The organism is Streptomyces sp. NPDC092952 (assembly GCF_044754785.1).
In the GTDB taxonomy this organism is placed as follows: domain Bacteria; phylum Actinomycetota; class Actinomycetes; order Streptomycetales; family Streptomycetaceae; genus Streptomyces.
The window spans coordinates 50,165-70,093 of the sequence record NZ_JBIVPT010000006.1 but is presented as its reverse complement, the minus strand read 5'-3'; the positions used below and the strand labels follow the sequence as shown (position 1 = coordinate 70,093).

Annotated in this window: 14 protein-coding genes; 8 read left to right on the top strand and 6 right to left on the bottom strand. The window is 73.5% G+C overall.

Annotation, left to right across the window (positions count from 1 at the left end; genetic code table 11):
• The first annotated feature begins 3 nt into the window (after window positions 1–3).
• Together ACIQGQ_RS16935 and ACIQGQ_RS16930 are read left to right on the top strand one after the other, a co-directional pair.
• On the top strand, window positions 4–1,002 hold the full coding sequence (locus ACIQGQ_RS16935) for a TIGR04222 domain-containing membrane protein (protein WP_402396173.1): 999 nt from the start codon (window positions 4–6) through the stop codon (window positions 1,000–1,002).
• Between the two features lie 76 nt (window positions 1,003–1,078).
• Window positions 1,079–1,867 (top strand): TIGR04222 domain-containing membrane protein, encoded by a 789-nt coding sequence (locus ACIQGQ_RS16930; RefSeq protein WP_402396171.1) that lies wholly within the window; start codon window positions 1,079–1,081, stop codon window positions 1,865–1,867.
• 147 nt (window positions 1,868–2,014) lie between these two features.
• Here the strand turns inward: ACIQGQ_RS16930 and hemQ are convergent, their stop codons facing one another.
• Window positions 2,015–2,728, bottom strand: a complete 714-nt coding sequence (hemQ, locus tag ACIQGQ_RS16925) for a hydrogen peroxide-dependent heme synthase (RefSeq protein ID WP_402396168.1) — start codon at window positions 2,726–2,728, stop codon at window positions 2,015–2,017.
• 4 nt (window positions 2,729–2,732) lie between these two features.
• Window positions 2,733–4,220, bottom strand: coding sequence for a protoporphyrinogen oxidase (hemG, locus tag ACIQGQ_RS16920; protein ID WP_402396165.1), 1,488 nt, complete (start codon window positions 4,218–4,220; stop codon window positions 2,733–2,735).
• A gap of 102 nt (window positions 4,221–4,322) precedes the next feature.
• On the opposite strand from hemG, the gene ACIQGQ_RS16915 reads away from it, so the two are divergent.
• Window positions 4,323–5,708, top strand: a complete 1,386-nt coding sequence (locus tag ACIQGQ_RS16915) for an FAD-dependent oxidoreductase (protein ID WP_402396162.1) — start codon at window positions 4,323–4,325, stop codon at window positions 5,706–5,708.
• Window positions 5,709–5,735: 27 nt separating this feature from the next.
• Here the strand turns inward: ACIQGQ_RS16915 and hemE are convergent, their stop codons facing one another.
• Window positions 5,736–6,809 carry a uroporphyrinogen decarboxylase gene (gene hemE, locus ACIQGQ_RS16910; protein WP_402396160.1) on the bottom strand — a complete coding sequence of 358 codons (1,074 nt, stop codon included), beginning with the start codon at window positions 6,807–6,809 and terminating at the stop codon, window positions 5,736–5,738.
• Window positions 6,810–6,900: 91 nt separating this feature from the next.
• Between hemE and ACIQGQ_RS16905 the strand changes: the two genes are divergently transcribed.
• The 5 genes from ACIQGQ_RS16905 to ACIQGQ_RS16885 all read left to right on the top strand — a co-directional run bounded on the left by ACIQGQ_RS16905 (window position 6,901) and on the right by ACIQGQ_RS16885 (window position 13,483).
• Window positions 6,901–7,560, top strand: a complete 660-nt coding sequence (locus tag ACIQGQ_RS16905; protein ID WP_366289365.1) for a DUF3000 domain-containing protein — start codon at window positions 6,901–6,903, stop codon at window positions 7,558–7,560.
• Window positions 7,561–7,830: 270 nt separating this feature from the next.
• Window positions 7,831–8,493, top strand: a complete 663-nt coding sequence (locus ACIQGQ_RS16900; RefSeq protein ID WP_352273071.1) for a response regulator transcription factor — start codon at window positions 7,831–7,833, stop codon at window positions 8,491–8,493.
• A 113-nt stretch (window positions 8,494–8,606) separates the two neighbouring features.
• The gene (locus tag ACIQGQ_RS16895) at window positions 8,607–9,881 is read left to right on the top strand and encodes an HRDC domain-containing protein (protein WP_402396157.1); all 1,275 of its coding nucleotides are present in this window, start codon (window positions 8,607–8,609) and stop codon (window positions 9,879–9,881) included.
• A 255-nt stretch (window positions 9,882–10,136) separates the two neighbouring features.
• Entirely contained in the window at window positions 10,137–11,357 is a 1,221-nt protein-coding gene (locus tag ACIQGQ_RS16890) for an acetyl-CoA C-acyltransferase (RefSeq protein WP_366289371.1), read from the top strand.
• Window positions 11,354–13,483 carry a 3-hydroxyacyl-CoA dehydrogenase NAD-binding domain-containing protein gene (locus ACIQGQ_RS16885; RefSeq protein WP_402396154.1) on the top strand — a complete coding sequence of 710 codons (2,130 nt, stop codon included), beginning with the start codon at window positions 11,354–11,356 and terminating at the stop codon, window positions 13,481–13,483. The genes ACIQGQ_RS16890 and ACIQGQ_RS16885 overlap by 4 nt, the downstream gene beginning before the upstream one ends.
• A gap of 75 nt (window positions 13,484–13,558) precedes the next feature.
• Here the strand turns inward: ACIQGQ_RS16885 and ACIQGQ_RS16880 are convergent, their stop codons facing one another.
• The 3 genes from ACIQGQ_RS16880 to ACIQGQ_RS16870 are packed head-to-tail and all read right to left on the bottom strand — an operon-like array spanning window position 13,559 to window position 19,927.
• Window positions 13,559–14,947, bottom strand: coding sequence for a GDSL-type esterase/lipase family protein (locus ACIQGQ_RS16880; protein WP_402396151.1), 1,389 nt, complete (start codon window positions 14,945–14,947; stop codon window positions 13,559–13,561).
• A 44-nt stretch (window positions 14,948–14,991) separates the two neighbouring features.
• Window positions 14,992–16,995: a PIG-L family deacetylase gene (locus ACIQGQ_RS16875; RefSeq protein ID WP_402396149.1), complete on the bottom strand. Its 2,004-nt coding sequence runs from the start codon at window positions 16,993–16,995 to the stop codon at window positions 14,992–14,994.
• Between the two features lie 58 nt (window positions 16,996–17,053).
• Window positions 17,054–19,927 carry a stealth conserved region 3 domain-containing protein gene (locus tag ACIQGQ_RS16870; protein WP_402396146.1) on the bottom strand — a complete coding sequence of 958 codons (2,874 nt, stop codon included), beginning with the start codon at window positions 19,925–19,927 and terminating at the stop codon, window positions 17,054–17,056.
• Window positions 19,928–19,929: the final 2 nt, after the last annotated feature.

Genomic DNA, 19,929 nt, shown 5'->3' with positions numbered 1-19,929 from the left:
GGCGTGAACGCCCTGGCCCTGGCGATACAGATCGCCGTCCTGCTCTCCTCCGTCCTGCTCGTCACCGGGCTGGTCCGCGCCCGCCGCGGCGCCGCGCACCCCGGCGGCCCCGTGCACGACCGCTACGAGGCGGCGTTCCTCGGCGGCGGTCCGGGCAGGGTGGTGGACACCGCGCTCACCGCGATGGCGACGGACGGACGGCTCGCCGTCGGCGGCCCCGGGATCGTCGCCGTCCAGCGGAACGAGGCCCACGACCTGGTGGAGCGCGCGGTCCTCCAGGAGCTGGCGCAGGCGCCCAACGGGTCGCTGCACGGCCTGCGTACGGCGGTGATGCGGCATCCGGCGGTGCAGGAGATCGGCGACGGGCTCGCGGCCCGGGGGCTGCTGGTCGTGCCCGGCACGGGGCGGGGATGGCGCCGCTGGGGCCTCGCGCAGGGGCTGGTCTGCCTGCTGGCCGTGCCGTTCACCGTCGTACTGACCGCCCAGGACGCCCTGAGCGACGAGCTGGCCCCGGACGGGGTCGTGCCGTTCCCCGTCCGGGTGATCCCGTCCCTGCTCGTGGGCGTCGTCGTCGGCTTCGTCTGCGCCTCCCGCGCCCGGGGGCGCGTCACCCGGGCCGGGCGGCGGGCCGCCCGGGAGTACCGCACCGCGCACGCCCTCGTCCCCGACGCGGCCCTCCTGGTCGCCGCGCAGGGGCCGCGGGCCCTGCCCGACCCGGAGCTCCGGGCCCAGCTGACCACGGCGGCCCGGACGGACCCGCAGGGCCGGGCGCACGCGGCGGCCGTCGCGACCGGCGCCTCCGCGCTGCTGCTCGCCCCCGTCGTGTGGTGCGCCGGTGACTCCGGTTCCGGCGGCGGCTGCGGCAGCTCCGGCGACGGGGGCGGGGACGGCGGCGGCTCCGGCTGCGGCGGAGGCGGCGGGGACAGCGGCGGGGACAGCGGTTCCGGCTGCGGCGGCGGATCGAGCTGCGGGGGCGGCTGCGGCGGAGGCGGCGGGGACTGACCGGTCGGGCGGTGCCGCTCGTCCGCATCATGGAAAAGGGCTTGGCATCCGCGCCCCCACCACGTAGAAAGCGCCCATGGTCTGGGTTGTCTTCCTGCTGGTCTCGTGGGGCGCGGCGGTCGTCTCGTGCGTCCGGCTCTGTCTGGTATCGGCCCGCGCGGGACTGCTGTGGAGCACGTCCGAGGGGGCCGACGACACCGTCCCGGACCCCGGCACCGGCCGTGAACTGTCCTTGTACGAGACCGCGTTCCTGGCCGGGGGCCCGCACCGGGTGGTCGAGCTGACCCTGGTCGCGATGCATCTGCGGCGCCGTCTGCTGCTGGCCCACACCGGCTGGGCGACGGTCGTCGACCCGGAGGGCCGGGACGAGATGGAGCGCTCGGTGATACGGGCGATCGGGCCGCAGGGCCAGTCGCCGATACCGCCCCTGCGGAGCGCGGCGGCCGCCGCCGAGGCGGTGCGCGCCCTGGCCGACCGGCTGGTCGCCTCGGGGCTGGCACTGCCCGGAGGGGCCGGAGGGAAGGTCGCCGCGGCGGTGCGGGGGGTGCGCGGGGCGGCGCTGCTGGTGGCCGCGATGGGCGCGGTGACGGTGCTGGTGCCCGGTCAGGAGCACGGGCCGGGCGGGCCGGTGGTATCGCTGCTCGTGTGGTTCGGGCTGCCGCTGGTGCTGACGGTGGGGTGCCTGGCCATAGCGCGGATGGAGATCCATCCGTACGACTCGTGGGCCTCACCGGCCGGTTGGCGGCTGCTGACCGCGAACGGAACGGCACGGGGCGGGGTCCTGGCGGCGCTCGCGGTGGACGGCGTGCGGGCCGTGGACGATCCGGCGCTGCGGGCCGCGCTCGGCGGCGGGGTGTCCCGGTAGCCGGGACGGGGTGGAAGGACGCCGGTGCGGCGCGCTGTCCGCGCGCCGCACCCGGAGCCGAACCCGGTGTCGCTGGAACGACGGGCGGCGCCGGAGCGCCGGTGCCCGCCTTCTGACCTTCCGGGTTGGGGTGGTCGTGCCCGCTCGCTACGCGAGCCCGGCCACCAGGTCTGCGACCGCCTTGCGGCGGCCGGTGAAGAACGGGACCTCCTCGCGGACGTGCATCCGCGCCTCGGAGCCCCGCAGATGGCGCATCAGGTCGACGATCCGGTGCAGCTCGTCCGCCTCGAAGGCGAGGACCCACTCGTAGTCGCCGAGCGAGAAGGAGGCGACGGTGTTGGCCCGGACGTCCGGGTAGCCGCGGGCCATCTTGCCGTGGTCGGCGAGCATCCGGCGGCGGTCCTCGTCGGGCAGCAGGTACCAGTCGTAGGAGCGGACGAAGGGGTAGACGCTGATGTAGTCGCGCGGCGTCTCGTCGGCGAGGAACGCCGGGATGTGCGACTTGTTGAACTCGGCGGGGCGGTGCAGCGCCATGTTCGACCAGACCGGCTCCAGCGCCCGGCCCAGCTTGGTGCGCCGGAAGAGGTTGTACGCGTCCTGGAGCTCGTCGGCGGTCTCGGCGTGCCACCAGATCATGACGTCGGCGTCGGCGCGCAGGCCGGAGAGGTCGTAGGTGCCGCGGACGGTGACGTCCTTGGCCGCGAGCTGGTCGAACAGCTCCTGGACCTCGTCGGCGTAGCCGGCACGGTCCTCGGGCAGGGCGTCGCGCAGCTTGAAGACGGACCACAGCGTGTAGCGGATGACCTCGTTGAGGTCCTTGGCCTTCTTGCCGGCGTTGGCAATCTTCTCGGTCGCACTCATAGGGCTATTGTCCCGCCTCGCTCCCTGTGCCCTGAACCGGGGTCGGCGTGGCGATGATCTCTTCCGCGGTCCCTTCCGCCAGCTCGGTGACGATCTCGTCGGCGGCCCGGTGGGCGCTGGCGACGCAGGCCGGGATGCCGACCCCGTCGTAGACGGCTCCGCAGACCCGCAGGGCGGGCAGCTCGGCGACCTGCTCGCGGATCCGGGCGACCCGGGCGAGGTGGCCCACGGGGTACTGGGGCAGTCCTCCGATCCAGCGGGTGACCTCGGTGTCCACGGGCCTGGCGGCCAGTCCGGTGGCCTCGGCGAGGTCGCGCAGCGACACGTCGACGAGTTCGTGGTCCTCGCGGTGGAGGTGGTCCTCCTCGCCGTACCGGCCGACGGAGGTGCGCAGGACGAAGAGGTCGGGGGCGGCGTCGGCGACCCAGTTCCACTTGTGGGTGGAGAAGGTGGAGGCCTTGATCGTGCGGCCGTCGACCGGGGGGACGAGGAAGCCGGAGCGGCCCGCCAGGGCCTCGGTGGCGGCGACGTCGGAGCGGCGGAAGGCCATGGTGACCAGTGCCATCGAGGCGTACTCGACCCCGGCCAGCTCGGCGGAGGCCGCCGGGGACTCGGCGGCGAGCAGGGTGGAGGCGGACCAGGCGGGGGCGGCGAGGACGACGCCGTCGGCGGTGATCGTGCGGTCCTCGGTGCGGACGGCCCAGCCGTCGGTGCCGCGGGTCAGGCCGAGGACCCGGGTGCGGGTGAGGATCTCCCCGCCGGCCGCGCGGACGGCGTCGGCGACCGCGCCGGGCAGGGTGCCGATGCCGCCCTCGATGCCCTGGAAGACCGGGCCGGTCTGCTGCCGGGCGGCGGCGCGTTCCTGGGCGCGGCGGACGCCGTCGAGCAGCGAGCCGCCCTCCCGGGCCACCTCGAAGAGCTGCGGTACGGCGGCGCGCATCGAGATCCGGTACGCGTCGCCCGCGTACACCCCGCCGAGCAGCGGTTCCACGAGCCGGTCGACGACCTCGCGACCGAGCCGGTCGGCGACGTACGCGCCGACCGCGACGTCCTCGCCGACCGGGGTCGGGGCGAGGTCGCGCTCCCCGCCGATCCGGGCGAGTCCCTCGGGCGTGAGGAGTCCGGCGAGCGCCGACGGGTCTCCGGGGACGCCCATCAGGTGGCCCTTGGGCATGGGGCGCAGGGCCTCGCGCGTCCAGACCGAGGCGGTGGCCGTGGCGGGCGGCTGGAGGCGGTCGCCGAGCCCGACCTCGCGGGCCAGGCCGACCGCCTCGGGGCGGCGGGCGAGCATCGACTCGGCGCCCAGGTCGACCCGGGCCCCGGCGACCTCACCGGTCATCAGCTTCCCGCCGAGCCGCTCGGCGGCCTCCAGCAGGGTGACCCGCAGTCCGGCCCCCAGGAGGCGGTGGGCGGCGGCGAGACCGGCGATGCCTCCGCCGATGACGACGACGTGTCCGGTGCCCGGGTCCGCGCGGTGTGGTGAACGCTGCATGCCCCCACTCTCTCAAACGCGGCCCGGCGCCCGGCCGGGTCCCCCACGTCGTAGCGTGGGCCCGCGGGCACGGCCCGCGTCACGGCGGAGGGAGAACCGGGTATGGCGGCGGAGCGACTGGTGGTCATCGGCGGCGACGCGGCGGGCATGTCCGCCGCCTCGCAGGCCCGCAGGCTGAAGGGGCCCGGGGAGCTGGAGATCGTCGCTTTCGAGCGGGGCGGCTTCACCTCGTACTCCGCCTGCGGCATCCCGTACTGGGTGGGCGGCGACGTCGCGGGGCCGGACGCGCTGATCGCGCGCACCCCCGAGGAGCACCGGGCCCGCTCCATCGATCTGCGGATGCGCACCGAGGTCACCGAGGTCGATGTCGCCGGGCGGCGGGTGCGGGCGGTGGACCGGGGCAGCGGCGAGGCGTACTGGACGGGGTACGACCGGCTGGTGATCGCGACCGGGGCCCGTCCGGTGCGCCCGGCGCTGCCCGGGATGGACGCGCCGGGGGTGCACGGGGTGCAGACCCTGGACGACGGGCAGGCGCTGCTGGAGACGCTGGACCGGGCGCCGGGCAGCCGGCGGGCGGTCGTCGTCGGGGCGGGCTACATCGGTGTGGAGATGGCGGAGGCGCTGCTGAACCACGGTTTCGCGGTGACCGTGCTCAACCGGGGCGAGCAGCCGATGGCGACGCTCGACCCGGACATGGGGCGGCTGGTGCACGAGGCGATGGACGGCCTCGGCATCACCACGGTGAACGGGGCCGGGGTCACCGCGATCCGCACCGGCCCGGACGGGCGGGTCCGCGCGGTCGTGGCGGGCGGGACGGAGTACCCGGCGGACGTGGTGGTGCTCGGCATCGGGGTGGAGCCGGAGACGGCGCTGGCGCGGGCGGCGGGCCTCCCGCTGGGCCCGCACGGCGGGCTGCTGACGGACCTGTCGATGCGGGTCGTCGGCCAGGAGGACATCTGGGCGGGCGGCGACTGCGTCGAGGTGCTCGACCTGGTGGCGGGCCGCACCCGGCACATCGCGCTGGGCACCCACGCCAACAAGCACGGCCAGGTCATCGGGTCCAACGTCGCGGGCGGCTACGGGACGTTCCCTGGGGTGGTCGGGACGGCGGTGAGCAAGGTGTGCGATCTGGAGATCGCCCGCACCGGTCTGCGGGAGAAGGACGCCCGCGCGGTGGGGCTGCGGTTCGTGACGGCGACGATCGAGTCGACGGGCCGGGCGGGCTACTACCCGGGGGCGCGGCCGATGACGGTGAAGATGCTCGCGGAGTACCGCACGGGGCGGCTGCTCGGGGTGCAGATCGTGGGCCGGGACGGGGCTGCCAAGCGGGTGGACGTCGCGGCCGTGGCGCTCACGGCGGGGATGACGGTGGAGCAGATGACCGCCCTGGACCTGGGGTACGCGCCGCCGTTCTCCCCGGTGTGGGACCCGGTGCTGGTGGCGGCCCGCAAGGCGGTGACGGCGGTGCGCCGGGCGGGCACCGCCTGAACGGCGGCGCCCGCGTCCGGCGGCGGGTCAGCGCTCGGTGCTGGTGTGGACGAAGTCGACGAGCCGGGTCAGCGCGTCCGGGTCCATCGACGGCATCACGCCGTGGCCCAGGTTGAAGATGTGGCCCTCCAGACCGGCGGCGGCGTCCAGCACCTCGCGGGTCTTGGCCTCCACGGCCTCGGTCGGCGCGAACAGCACGGCGGGGTCGAGGTTGCCCTGGAGCGCCTTGCCGGGGCCGACCCGGCGCGCGGCCTCGTCCAGCGAAACGCGCCAGTCGACGCCGACGACGTCCGCACCGGCCTCGCCGAGCAGGCCGAGGAGCTCGCCGGTGCCGACGCCGAAGTGGATGCGGGGGACGCCGTACCCGGCGACCGCGTCGAAGACCTTCGCGGAGGCGGGGAGCACCGAGCGCCGGTAGTCGGCGGGGGACAGCGCGCCCACCCAGGAGTCGAAGAGCTGGACGGCCGAGGCGCCCGCCTCGATCTGCACCTTGAGGAAGGCACCGGTGATCTCGGCGAGCCGGTCCAGCAGGTCGGCCCAGAGCTCCGGGTCGCCGTACATCAGGGCCTTGGTGTGCTCGTGGTTGCGGGACGGGCCGCCCTCAACGAGGTAGCTGGCCAGGGTGAAGGGCGCCCCGGCGAAGCCGATGAGGGGCGTGGCGCCCAGCTCGGCGGTGAGCAGGCCGACGGCCTCGGTGACGTACGAGACGTCCTCGGGCGTCAGGTCGCGCAGCCGGGCCAGGTCGGCCCGGGTGCGGATCGGGTCGGCGATGACCGGGCCGACGCCGGGCTTGATGTCGAGGTCGATGCCGATGGCCTTCAGCGGTACGACGATGTCGCTGTAGTAGATCGCGGCGTCGACCTTGTGGCGGCGGACGGGCTGCATCGTGATCTCGGCGACCAGCTCCGGCATCGTGCAGGAGTCGAGCATCGGGATGCCCTCGCGGACCTTCAGGTACTCCGGGAGCGACCGGCCCGCCTGACGCATGAACCAGACCGGCGTGTGCGGAACCGGCTCGCGGCGGCACGCCTTCAGGAACGCCGACTCATGGGTGGCGGGGGTCTTCGGCTGCTGGCCCATGGGGCGATCGTTGGCACTCACACCGGGAATCTTCGCACGGCGGCACCGGCGACCGGGCACGCGTATGTGTCCCTCCCTGCGCGAAGCGCCTCTTCCGCCTACTCTTCCCCGCATGGCTCCGGCGCAGGGACACTTCTCCGATCGAACCGACGACGCTGACGGCAAGGACAGCGAGGAGGGCGGTTTCGTCCCGCCCGCGTTCCGGTCGGCGGTGGACGCCTTGCACGCGGCGCGGCTCCGCCCCGAGCTGGAGGTGGAACCGACCCGGCCGCCCCGGCGGCTGGCCCCGTTCGCGTACGCGCTGGAGGCCGCGGTCGTCGACGGCGAGGACGATCTGGCCGACGGCCGTCTGGTGCTGCTCCACGACCCGGCCGGGCAGGACGCCTGGCAGGGCGCCTTCCGGCTGGTCACGCTGGTGCGGGCCGAGCTGGAGCCGGAGATGGCCGCCGATCCGCTGCTGCCCGAGGTGTGCTGGTCCTGGCTGACCGGTGCGCTGGAGGCGCGCGGCCTGTCGTACGGGGAGGCCGGGGGGACGGTGACCCGGGCGGGTTCGCACTACTTCGGCGCGCTGGGGGCGCGGCGCCCGGCGACCCAGATCGAGATCCGGGCGTCCTGGACGCCGCGGGAGGGCCGGGGCGGGGTCCCGGACGCCGCCGCGCACCTGATGGCCTGGGGCGATCTGCTCTGCCAGATCGCCGGCCTGCCGCCCTCGGGGCCGGTGGACGCGGCGGTGGTGACGCTCCCCCAGCGGCGCGGCCCCCAGGTCTCCTGAGCGGCCCGCACCCCTCCGAACCGCACAATCTTCCGAATGGCCGAAAACGGGCCGTGCCGGTCACTGCGCGTCACCCATGTCGCCCAGTCACCGGCACTTTTTTCGTACAATCGATCGTGCGCCCGATTTGCCCGAATTGTTACGCATCAAATCGCGATCATCCCCTAAAGGAGCAGGGTCCTGCTGCCGAAGAGGTCAATGACCCTTCAAGCACGGTTCGCCCCGGCCCACCACCGAGCCGGCCCGTCCCGCCACTCCCCAGGAGGCCTGGTGTCCGTTCTCCTAGAGCAGCCCGCAAGCCTGGTCGCCTACCGCCCGAACAAGCCGACGGCCATGGTCGTCGTGGCCGACCCGCGCGTCCGTTCCACCGTCACCCGCCATCTGTGGGCACTCGGAGTACGTGACGTCATCGAGGCGTCGTCCATCGCGGAGGCCCGCCCCCGCGTCGGCAACCCGCGCGACATCTGCGTAGCCGACGTCCACCTGCCCGACGGTTCCGGGCTGACCCTGCTGTCCGAGACCCGGGCGGCCGGCTGGCCGAACGGCCTCGCCCTGTCCGCCGCCGACGACATCGGCGCCGTCCGCAACGCCCTCGCGGGCGGTGTGAAGGGCTACGTCGTCACAGGAACACGAACCAATATCGGCCACCCCGCCCGCCCCGGCGTCGCGCCCATCGGCGCCAACGCCGCCCGTATGCACCGACGCCCGCCGGGCGCCCCCGGCCACCCCGGCGGCTACCGCGAACTGTCCGGCCGCGAGGTCGAGGTCCTCCGGCTGGTCGCCGAGGGCCAGTCCAACAAGGCCATCGGCGTCTCGATGGGCCTGTCCGCACTGACCGTCAAGAGCCACCTCGCCCGGATCGCCCGCAAGCTCGGCACCGGGGACCGCGCGGGCATGGTCGCCGTCGCGCTGCGTACCGGGATCATCCACTGACACCCGTACCCGGCCGCCCGCACGGGCACGGCCCGGCTGGTTTGTGCTCATCGGTGCCCGTCGGCGGAACGTTCCGTCGACGGGCGCCGTACATACACAGATACCCTTGACACGTGACCGACGCCCAAGAGACCGCAGCAGACAGTTCACTGCGAACCACCGGGGGCGCTCCCCCGGACGACGTCGCCCCGGCGCCGATCCCCTTGCTCGAACCTCGCGAGGGCATTCCCCCGGTGGTGGCGTCCGAGGACGCGCTGGCCCGGGTGGTCGCCGCCTTCGCCGCCGGGTCCGGGCCGGTGGCCGTCGACGCCGAACGGGCCTCGGGTTACCGCTACGGCCAGCGCGCCTACCTGGTGCAGCTGCGCCGCGAGGGCGCGGGCAGCGCGCTGATCGACCCGGTCGGCTGCCCCGACCTGTCCGGGCTCGGCGAGGCCCTGACCGGCAGCGAGTGGATCCTGCACGCCGCCACCCAGGACCTGCCCTGTCTGCGCGAGATAGGGATGACCCCCACCGGGCTCTTCGACACCGAGCTGGCCGGCCGACTGGCCGGCTTCCCGCGCGTCGGCCTCGGCGCCATGGTGGAGAACGTGCTCGGTTTCTCCCTGGAGAAGGGGCACTCCGCCGTCGACTGGTCCACCCGTCCGCTGCCCGACCCCTGGCTGCGCTACGCGGCGCTCGACGTCGAGCTGCTGATCGACCTGCGCGACGCCCTGGAGGACGAGCTCGACCGGCAGGGCAAGCTGGAGTGGGCGCGCGAGGAGTTCGACGCGATCGCCGCCGCCCCGCCCGCTCCCCCGCGCAAGGACCCCTGGCGCCGCACCTCCGGCATGCACAAGGTCCGCCGCCGCCGCCAGATGGCGGCGGTCCGGGAGCTGTGGACCGCGCGCGACCAGGTCGCCCGGCGCCGCGACGTCTCCCCGGGCAAGGTGCTGGGCGACGCCGCGATCGTCGAAGCGGCGCTCGCGCTCCCGCCGAACGTCCAGGCCCTGACCGCGCTCCCCGGCTTCGGCCACCGCATGGGGCGGCGCCAGCTGGAGCAGTGGCAGGCGGCCGTCGACCGGGCCAAGGCGCTGCCGGAGGCCGAGCTGCCGCAGCCCGGCCAGGCACTCACCGGTCCGCCGCCGCCCCGCGCCTGGGCGGAGAAGGACCCCGCGGCGGCGGCCCGGCTCTCGGCCGCCCGCACCGCGGTGTCGGAGCTCGCCGAGCGACTGCACATGCCGCAGGAGAACCTGATCACCCCGGACACGGTGCGCCGGCTCTGCTGGGAGCCGCCCAAGCACCCGACGCCGGACGCCGTGGAGACCGCGCTCGCCGGGTACGGGGCGCGCCACTGGCAGATCGAGCAGGTGGCCCCGCTGCTGCTGCGCGCGCTGTCGTCGACCGCCTGAGCCGGTCGCACCGGGGGGGGGCGTAATCGCGCCAGGTTCCCGAGCCGTACGCGCCCGAACGCCGGACGGACCGATTCCGGTCCGTCCGGCGTTCGGCGTTCCCCGGGCCAGGACCGGGGCCGGGAACGTGTGACCTTCGCCGCTCCCGGCGCAGGGGGTGGGCAGTCTGGTTACCCGCAAGTAGCATGTGGGGAGCAGCACGCTTCCGGGCGTGCCGCGCAGCAGTGCCATCCCGCACCCTGGAGGAGAGCCACCGTGCCTCGTACCATCCGGGACGTCGTCTTCGTCGACGGCGTCCGTACCCCGTTCGGCAAAGCGGGCCCGAAGGGCATCTACCACGAGACCCGCGCCGACGATCTCGTCGTGAAGGCCATCCGGGAGCTGCTGCGCCGCAACCCGGACCTGGACCCCGCGCGGATCGACGAGGTCGCCATCGCCGCGACCACCCAGATCGGTGACCAGGGCCTGACCCTGGGCCGCACGGCGGGCATCCTGGCGGGTCTGCCGCAGTCCGTGCCCGGCTACTCGATCGACCGCATGTGCGCGGGCGCCCTGACCGCCGTCACCACGACGGCCGGTTCGATCGCCTTCGGCGCGTACGACGTCGTCGTCGCCGGCGGTGTCGAGCACATGGGCCGCCACCCGATGGGCGAGGGCGTGGACCCGAACCCGCGCTTCGTCTCGGAGAAGCTGGTCGACGAGTCCGCCCTCTTCATGGGGATGACCGCGGAGAACCTGCACGACCGCTACCCGCAGATCACCAAGGCCCGCGCCGACGAGTACGCGGTGCGCTCGCAGGAGAAGGCCGCCAAGGCGTACGCCGACGGCAAGATCCAGCAGGACCTGGTGCCGATCTCGGTCCGTCGCACCAACGCCGAGGCCGGGGAGACCGGCTGGGGCCTGGTCACCGCCGACGAGCCGATGCGCCCGGGGACGACCCTGGAGTCGCTCGCCGGTCTGAAGACCCCGTTCCGTCCGCACGGCCGGGTCACCGCCGGTAACGCCGCCGGGCTCAACGACGGCGCCACCGCCTCGCTGCTCGCCGCCGAGGACGTCGCCCGCGAGCTGGGCCTCCCGGTCAAGATGCGTCTGGTCAGCTACGCATTCGCCGGCGTCGAGCCGGAGGTCATGGGCTACGGCCCGATCCCCGCGACCGAGAAGGCCCTGGCCCAGGCCGGTCTGACGATCGACGACATCGGCCTGTTCGAGATCAACGAGGCCTTCGCCGTCCAGGTGATCGCCTTCCTCGACCACTACGGCATCGCCGACGACGACCCGCGGGTCAACCAGTACGGCGGCGCCATCGCCTACGGTCACCCGCTGGCCTCCTCGGGCGTGCGTCTGATGACGCAGCTGGCCCGGCAGTTCGAGGAGCAGCCCGAGGTCCGCTACGGCATCACCACCATGTGCGTCGGCTTCGGCATGGGCGCCACGGTCGTCTGGGAGAACCCGAACTTCAACGGAGGCAACAAGTGAGCTCCACCGCTGAGCTTCTGAAGGGTGCGGCCGAGCTGTTCCCCGACGAGGTCGTCACCCAGGCGCACGTACGCCACCTGGACCTCCCGGCCGGTGCGGGCCGCTTCGCCCTCATCACGCTGGACAACGGCCTGGACCACACCAAGCCGACCACCTTCGGACCGCAGTCGCTGGCGAACCTGAACGCCGCGATCGACCAGGTCGAGAAGGAGGCCGCCGAGGGCGCCGTCACCGGTGTCGGCATCACCGGCAAGCCGTTCATCTTCGCGGTCGGCGCCGACCTCAAGGGCGTCGAGCTGCTGAAGAACCACGACGACGCGCTGGCCATCGGCAAGGGCGGCCACGACGTGTTCCGCCGGCTCTCCGGTCTCGCGGTCCCCACGTTCGCGTACTACAACGGCGCGGCGATGGGCGGCGGTGTCGAGGTCGGGCTGCACTGCTCGTACCGGACCGTCTCCAAGGCGCTGCCCGCCTTCTCGCTGCCCGAGGTCTTCCTCGGTCTGGTCCCGGGCTGGGGCGGCTGCGCGCTGCTTCCCAACCTGATCGGCGCCGACCGCGCGGTCTCGGTCATCATCGAGAACTCGCTGAACCAGAACCGTCAACTCAAGGGCAAGCAGGTCTTCGAGCTCGGCATCGCCGACGCGCTCTTCGAGGGCGCGGACTTCCTGGAGCGCTCGCTGGTCTGGACGGCGGACGTGCTGAACGGCACGGTCACCGTGGAGCGTCCGGAGATCGACCGCGGCGAGGCCTGGGACCAGGCCGTCGCGCGCGGCCGGGCCATCGCCGACTCCAAGGTGCACGGTGCGGCCCCGGCCGCGTACCGCGCGCTGGAGATCATCGAGGCGGCCAAGGACGGCGACCTGGGCGCCGGCTTCGACGCCGAGGACCGGGCCCTCGCGGACCTGATCATGGGCGGCGAGCTGCGCTCGGGGATCTACTCCTTCAACCTGGTCCAGAAGCGTGCCAAGCGCCCGGCCGGTGCCCCGGACAAGAACCTGGCCCGCCCGGTCACCAAGGTCGGTGTCGTCGGTGCCGGTCTGATGGCCTCGCAGCTGGCGCTGCTCTTCCTGCGCCGCCTGGAGGTGCCGGTCGTGCTGACCGACATCGACCAGGAGCGGGTCGACAAGGGCGTGGGCTACGTCCACGCCGAGATCGAGAAGCTGCTCGGCAAGGGCCGGATCAACCAGGACAAGGCCAACCGGCTGAAGGCCCTGGTCACGGGTGTGCTGGACAAGGCGGACGGTTTCGCCGACGCGGACTTCATCATCGAGGCCGTCTTCGAGGAGATCGGCGTCAAGCAGCAGGTGTTCGCGGAGGTCGAGGCGGTCGCCCCGGCGCACGCGATCCTCGCCACCAACACCTCCTCGCTCTCGGTCACCGAGATGGCGTCGAAGCTGAAGCACCCCGAGCGGGTCGTCGGCTTCCACTTCTTCAACCCGGTCGCGATCCTGCCGCTGCTGGAGATCGTCCGCGGCGAGCGGACCGACGACGCCTCGCTGGCCACGGCCTTCGGTGTGGCGCGGAAGCTGAAGAAGACCGCGGTGCTGGTGAAGGACGCCCCGGCGTTCGTCGTCAACCGCATCCTCACCCGCTTCATGGGCGAGATCCAGAACGTCATCGACGAGGGCACCCCGGTCGCCGTCGCCGAGCGGGCGGTCGAACCGCTGGGTCTGCCGATGTCGCCGCTGGTGCTGCTGGAGCTGGTCGGCCCGGCCATCGGCCTGCATGTCTCGGAGACCCTGAACCGCGCCTTCCCGGACCGGTTCACCGTCTCGGAGAACCTCGCGGCCGTCGTCAAGGCCGGCAAGCGCGGCTTCTACGTCTACGACTCCGGGAAGCCGGAGCTGGACCCGGAGGTCGCCGCCCTCCTCGAGCAGGGCGACGTCGTCCTGTCCGAGGAGCAGGTGCGCGACCGGGTGCTGGACGCGGTGGCGCAGGAGATCGGTCTGATGCTGGACGAGGGCGTCGTCGCCGAGGCCCAGGACATCGACCTCTGCCTGATCACCGGCGCCGGCTGGCCCTTCCACCTGGGCGGCATCACGCCGTACCTGGACCGTGAGGGCGTCTCGGAGCGGGTGAACGGGAAGAAGTTCCTCGCGCAGGGCGTGGCCAGCGTTCCCGCGTAACCACCCTTCGCCGACGCGACGGCGGGCCGCACGGAGACCCTTCCGTGCGGCCCGTTCCGCTGTCCGGGGGCCGTCTCACCAGGCGGGGAGTGCCGGATAGTGCTCGCAGTCCGGGCCGCAGGAGGCGCGCGCGGACATCGAGGTGTGCAGCCAGCTGTCCTCGGGGATGCCGTGCACCTTCAGCTCCAGCCGCGCCGGGGGCGAGTGGATGGCGCTGAACACGGCGACGAACTCCACCTCGTAGGTGCCCGGCCGCCAGTCGTGGGGGTGGGTGACCCGCCAGCTGCCGTCGTCCCGGACCGGGGCCTCGGCGATCAGCCGCCCCTGCTCCAGCACCATGACCTTCTCGGTGCCGCGCGCGGCCGTGCCCGAGAACCGGGGGCGGGGACCGCTCCAGGCGCCCTTGCGCGGGCCGATCACCTCGGGCGCCGCCAGCCGGTCGACGACCTCGAACTCGGTCTCCGCCGCGGTGGACACCCCCGCGCCGACGAGGGCGACCGCGGTCACCTTGTGCCGCCCGGCGGGCCATCGCACGGCGCGCCGCCACTGCCACGCCCCGTCCGCGTCGGTGCGGGTGCCGCCGAGGTACTCCCCCTCCTCGAAGAGGAGTACGTAGTCGGCGCCCTGGGGAGCCGTGCCGGTCAGCTTGCGCGCGGCACCGACCGGTTCCCCGAAGGACGGTGACGTCACGGCCGGGGCGGCGGGTGTCGCGGGCGGGGAGGTCAGCGCGAGCTGCGGCTGCTGCACGGTGAACTCGGGCTGTACGGGCGGCAGTTGTCCGGGCGCCAGGCTCTGGACGTCCACCAGGCCGGGCGGCAGCCCCGGCACGGCGGCCAGGCCGCCCGCCACCAGACGTGCCGCCTCCCGGGCCCCCTCGTGATTGAAGTGCGAGGCGTCGATGATGCCCTTCGGGTGCGCCGGGTGCTCCCCCGGGTCCAGCCACCGGAACAGGCCCCGGGCCCGCGTGGGGCCCAGTTCGGCGAGGAGGCGGGTGGTGGCGGCGTTCATGTCGACGACCGGGCAGCCGGTCTCCGCCGCGGCCTCCAGCGTCAGCCGGGCGTATCCGTCGTGGCTGTCCACCACGGCGCCCTGGGCGTCGAAGACGCAGCGGGCCGCCGGGGTCACCAGGACCGGGACGGCTCCCTCGGCCCTCAGCGCCTCGACGTACAGCCGCAGGTACTCCTTGTACTCCCGCGGGCCGTGGTACCGGTTGAGCTGGTTGATCCGCTGCTCGACGTGGCCGAAGGCGATGAGGACGAGGTCACCGGGGCCGACGAGGGTGAGCAGCGCGGCGAACCGGCCCGTGGCGTAGTCCCGCAGCGTCATGGCGTCGCGCGCGTAGTTGCGGAGGTCGCAGTCGGGGCCCAGGAACTCCCCGAGGTACTGGCCCCAGCCCGCGAGCGGGGACTCCTCCTCGGTGCGGGAGGCGGCCACCGAGTTGCCGATGACGCAGATCTTTCGCATGGTCTCTTCTTCTCGTGTCCGTGGTCGGGTGGTCCGGGCCGGGGTCAGGAGGCGTGCCAGGGGCCGAACCCGGGGTCCGGCCGGGACGTGTCCTGCCTCGTCCAGTGCAGCCGTCCGTCCGTGCCGAACACGGCGACGACCGCCCGGCCGTGCGCGTCGGCGGCGACCGCCGGTGCCCCGGTCATGACGATCTCGTGGCGTTCCCACTCGGGCGGCGCGGTGGTCCGCCCGTCCGTGGGGAGCACGGTCACCGCGGGCCTGTTCCGCTCGTCCCGGCGGGCGACGACCAGGAGGTCCCGCTCCGGGGCGAGCAGCCGGGCGGCGGCGACCGCCCCGGTGCCGCCGTCGTCGCTGAGCCGGTCCACCCGCTGCTCCCACGTCCCGTTGGGGCGCTGCTGGTGGCGCATCACCGCTCCGGAGTCCTCCTCCCGGTAGAACAGCGCGACGCGGTTGCGGCCGACCTGTACGGGGGTGAGGCCGGAGGCCGGGCGCCAGCTCTCCGGCACCCCGGTGACCAGCTGGTCCTCCAGCTTGAACGGTCCGTACACGACCTCCTGACGCCATCGCACCCCGCCGGTGCGGTTGGTGGCGTACATGTCGATGCGGCCGGTGGAGCGTGCCACCGCGGTCAGGGAGTCCTGCATCCAGCGCCCGCCGAGCACCTCCCAGGCGGTGAGCCCCTCCGGCGTCTCGCGGCGCATGCTGACGCCCACCGCGAAGTTCCGTACGAAGACATGGAGGTGGCCGGCCGGGTCGACCACGGCGGCGGGGACCCCGGCCTCGCGGCACCGGCGCCAGTCCCCGGTCGCCTCGTCGGGGTTGCCGAGGGACTCCCAGGGCAGCACGGAACCGGTGTGTCCCTGGCGCCACATGCGGACCACGTCGACATCGGCCCGGCCCTCGGGGCCCTGGACGCGCCGCAGTCCGACGAGGTGGACTCCCCCGGTGCGGTCGGGGGCGACGGCGAGGCACGGCAGGAGGTCACCGCCCGGCAGCAGCAGCGGTCCCTCGAAGTGTCCGCCGCCCGCCTCGGTCTCCGTCCACACGGCGGCCTGGTCGCCGAGGACGGTGTACGCGGCGAGCCGGCCGTCGCTCTGCCGGTGCAGCCACTGGGTGCCCTGGGGGTAGCGGCTGCGGGTGCTCCAGCCGTAGCGGCGGATGTCCGCCCCGTCACCGAGCTGGAGGTCGCCGCAGTGGCGGTGCGCGCAGGGGTGGCCGTCGGCGCCCGCGTACACGTCGATCAGGGACTTCTTGAGCGCGTGGGAGCGTTCGCTCAGGTTGCTCGGCCAGCTCTTGTTGCCGTAGCCGGTGAAGTGCTCGGTCAGCGGCGGGTGTCCGCCGGCGCGCAGGTGGCGGCGGAGCGCCTCGCGGGCGAACTGGGCGGTGGCGGTGTGGTCGGCGTGGTCGCTGGAGGTGATGCCGCGGCCCTCGTCGTACGACTCGTGCAGCGGGTCCGGGTCCATGGTCCACAGCAGCGTGGGCCGGGCGTAGGAGAGCAGCTGGGCGAGCGCGGCGACGACGTCCTCGCGGCCGAGGTCCTGCGGCTGGTGCAGCGCGGATCCGGCGGCGAGGAGGGTGGGCTGGCGGGCGGCGCGCCCGTCCCACAGGCTGGTCAGCCGGGCCTGCGGCCGGTCCGCGGGGAAGCCGTGCGCGGTGTCCGCCATCCGCAGCCCCAGGAAGAAGAGCTGCACGTGCGGCGCCCGCTCCAGGTAGAACCGCTCCGCGGCCACGCCCGGAACGAGCTCGACCGGCTCCCGGGCCCAGGGGGCCTCCCGGTCGCCGAGGACCATGGTGGCGTAGGCGGCGCACAGGCCGTTCTGGCGGGCCTCCATGTAACCGGCGAAGTCGACCGGGGCCTGGTCGCGCAGCGGGTCGCGGGTGTCCACGTTGCGCCCGTCGGCCTCACCGGCCGTGAGGTAGACGCTGGTGACGCGGTGGCCCGCGGTCAGCACCCGGTACAGGTCGGGGTTGACGAAGTAGAGGTCGTCGTCGGCGTGGGCGAACACCTGGAACAGGGAGGTGGAGCTCGCCTCGGGGGGCTGGGTCATGGTCGGTCGGTGCTCCGATCGGGCGCGGCGGGCGGACGGCGGGCGGCGTGGGGCGCGCTCACAGCGGCCACTGCGGCAGTTGTCCGGCGTGGAAGCGCTGGTTGCGCGGGGAGCCGGCCTCGAACTGGCTGGCCACCGGGAAGTACGAGGGAAGGAACGCCGCCAGGACCGCGTCCTGCTCGTCCTCGGTGACATCGCCGTCGTGGTAGTCGTTCAGGCAGAAGACGTCGTGCGGGCGGTTGAGCTGGAGGCGGGAGAGCCGCTGCTTGTGCTCGCTCAGCCCCACGTTGACGAAGCCGCAGTTGATGCTGCCCGGGGCCGAACGCTGGGTGTGGAAGCCGAAGTAGTGGTGCAGCGAGGAGGCGATCGCCAGGTCGGAGTGGCTGCGGAACCGGCCGGCGGCGGTCGCCGCGACGGCCTGCGGGTAGGAGCGCTCGATGTCGGCGAGGACGCTGCGGCGCAGCGGATGCGGCGCGTGCAGGAAGGAGTGCGCGAGGAACTGCCCGAAGGTGTCGGCTATCAGGGCGCGGTTGTTCTTGGCGGCGCTCATGTTGAACTCGTCGGTGCCCTCGGTCGGCCCCATGGGCACGGTCGTCGGGGACATGAAGTGCTTGGCGACGCCGTTGCTGTGGAAGAACATGCCCGGCTGGAGCACCCGGCCGATGAACACGTCGTCGTTGAAGTAGAGGAAGTGCTCGGACAGCCCGTCGATGCGGTGCAGCTGGCTCTCGATGGCGTGCGAGTTGTACGTGGGGAGCACCGACGGGTCGGCGAAGATCTCCCGGTGGTCGACGACCCGGACCCTCGGGTGGTCCGGGTCGAGCCATTCCGGGACCTGCTGATCGGTGACCAGGTGGATGGTGCGGATCCACGGGGCGTACATGTCGATGGAGCGCAGCGAGTAGCGCAGTTCGTCGCGGTCGCGGAAGCGGGCGGCGCTGCTGGCGGAGTCCTCGGTCTCCATGCCGAGGGCGCGCATCACCGCGTTCTTCCGCTCCAGCCAGGCGACGTCTCCGCCGTTGACCCAGGTGTACACGGCGTCGACGGGGAAGTCGACGTCCCCGTGGACGGTGCGGGCGTACGGCTCGATGGTGGGGTAGGTACGCCCGCCGAGCACGGTCCGGGTCTGGTGCATGGTCCGGGTGGGCACCTTGTCGCCGACCACGGTGCGGACCGGGGAGACCATCATCTGCGGGTCCTCGGGGTCCTCCTCCCAGAAGTTGATCGTGCAGCCGTAGACCCCGGCGAGGCGGAGGGTGCGGGCGGGGCTGACGGTGTTCTGGTAGACGCGGACGGCCGGGCAGGCGGTCTGGGCGTGGCGTTCGGCGAAGGCGGCGAGGACCGTGGCGGTCGGGCTCTGGCGTTCGTTGAGCAGCGCCACGTAGACGGCGCTGCCGCCGTGGGTCGCGGTGAGCGCCTTGAGGACGAGCTCCCGGTTGGAGGTGTGGACGGCGACGGCGTGCCGGACGTTGGTGTCCCGGGTGACGAAGTACGGGATCCGGGCCTGTTCCAGGGCCGTGGCGACCAGCGCCAGGTTGTGCTGGACGACGTCCCAGGGCGATTCGGCGGTCATCCGACGGCACAGCTGTCCGCCGTCGCGCACGAGGCCGCGGTCGGACCGGAGCAGCCGGTCCTCCAGGGCGCGCTGCTCCTTGGTGTCGACCGTGGTGGCGGGGGCCGGGGCGGCCGGGCGGAGGATTCCCTCCTGGCCGCTCATCAGGGCGTGCAGGGCCTGCCGCTCCGCCTTGCGGGCCTCGCGCTGTCCGGAGGACCGTTCGCTCTCCAGTGCGGCGAAGATGTCCTCCCACATCGCGGTCACCACGGGCGGGGCCAGCCGGGCGACGGATTCGGCGGCCGCGTGCCCCATGCCGTGCCGCAGCGGGGCGTCCTCGATGAGCCGGATGAGCGCCCCGGCGGCGGCGTCGGTGTCGTTGGCCGGGACGAGGATGCCGGTCCGTCCGTCGAGGACGACCTCGCGGGGGCCGTTGGGGCAGTCGTAGGAGACGACGGGGACGCCGGCGGCCTGGGCCTCGGTCAGCACCAGGGGGAACGCCTCGTTGCGGGAGGTCATCAGGGCGATGCTGGCCTTGGCCCATTCCTCGGCCAGGTGCGGGGAGTTGCCGTTGAGCTGGACGCTGTCGTGCAGGCCGAGCACGTCGATCTGGCGCCGCAGGGCGCCGCTGAGCGGGCCGTCGCCGAAGATGCGCAGGGTCCAGGTGGGGTGGTGGCGGGCCACGGTGTGCCAGATGGTGATGGCGTGGTCGATCTGCTTCTCGCCGACCAGCCGGCCCGCGATGACGACGGTCCGGGTCTCCAGGGTGGAGCGTGGCCGGAAGCCGCGCGGCAGGGCGTTGGGGACGACGTCGATGCGCGGTGCGCTGTGGCCGAGGGTCTCGGCGAACCAGTCGCGGGTGCGGTTGCTGAGTACGGCGAGGGCGTCCAGGCGGGAGGCGTAGCGCAGCAGCGGTTCGGCGCTGGGGCCGCGCAGTTCGGAGACCCGGTGCTCCTGGTGGAGCGTCATCACGTGCGGGGGCGCGAGCTGCACCGCGAGCGCCATGAGCGCCGGTGTGGTGGTGATGAGGAGATCGGTGTCGGTGTGCTGGAGCGCGTACTCCAGTTCCAGGTCGGTCAGCCGGTTGAAGGCCGCTTCCCAGGTGGGGTCCACCAGGGTGCTCGGCCGGTCGGCCACCTGCGCCCACGCCTCGTCGGCCAGGCCGGTGGGGCGGACCGGGACGGGGGTGGGTCCGGTCCGGTCGATGAGGTAGTCGACGCGGACGCGCTCGTCGATCGGGAAGAACAGCTCCGGCCGGGTCCTGAGGATGCTCAGGACCCGGACGTCGTGGTTGCCGGCGAGTTCGGCCGCCTGGTTGAAGACGGCCCGTTCGGTGCCGCCGACGGCGTCCGCGGTGAGCAGGAGAAAGGTGATCTTCATGG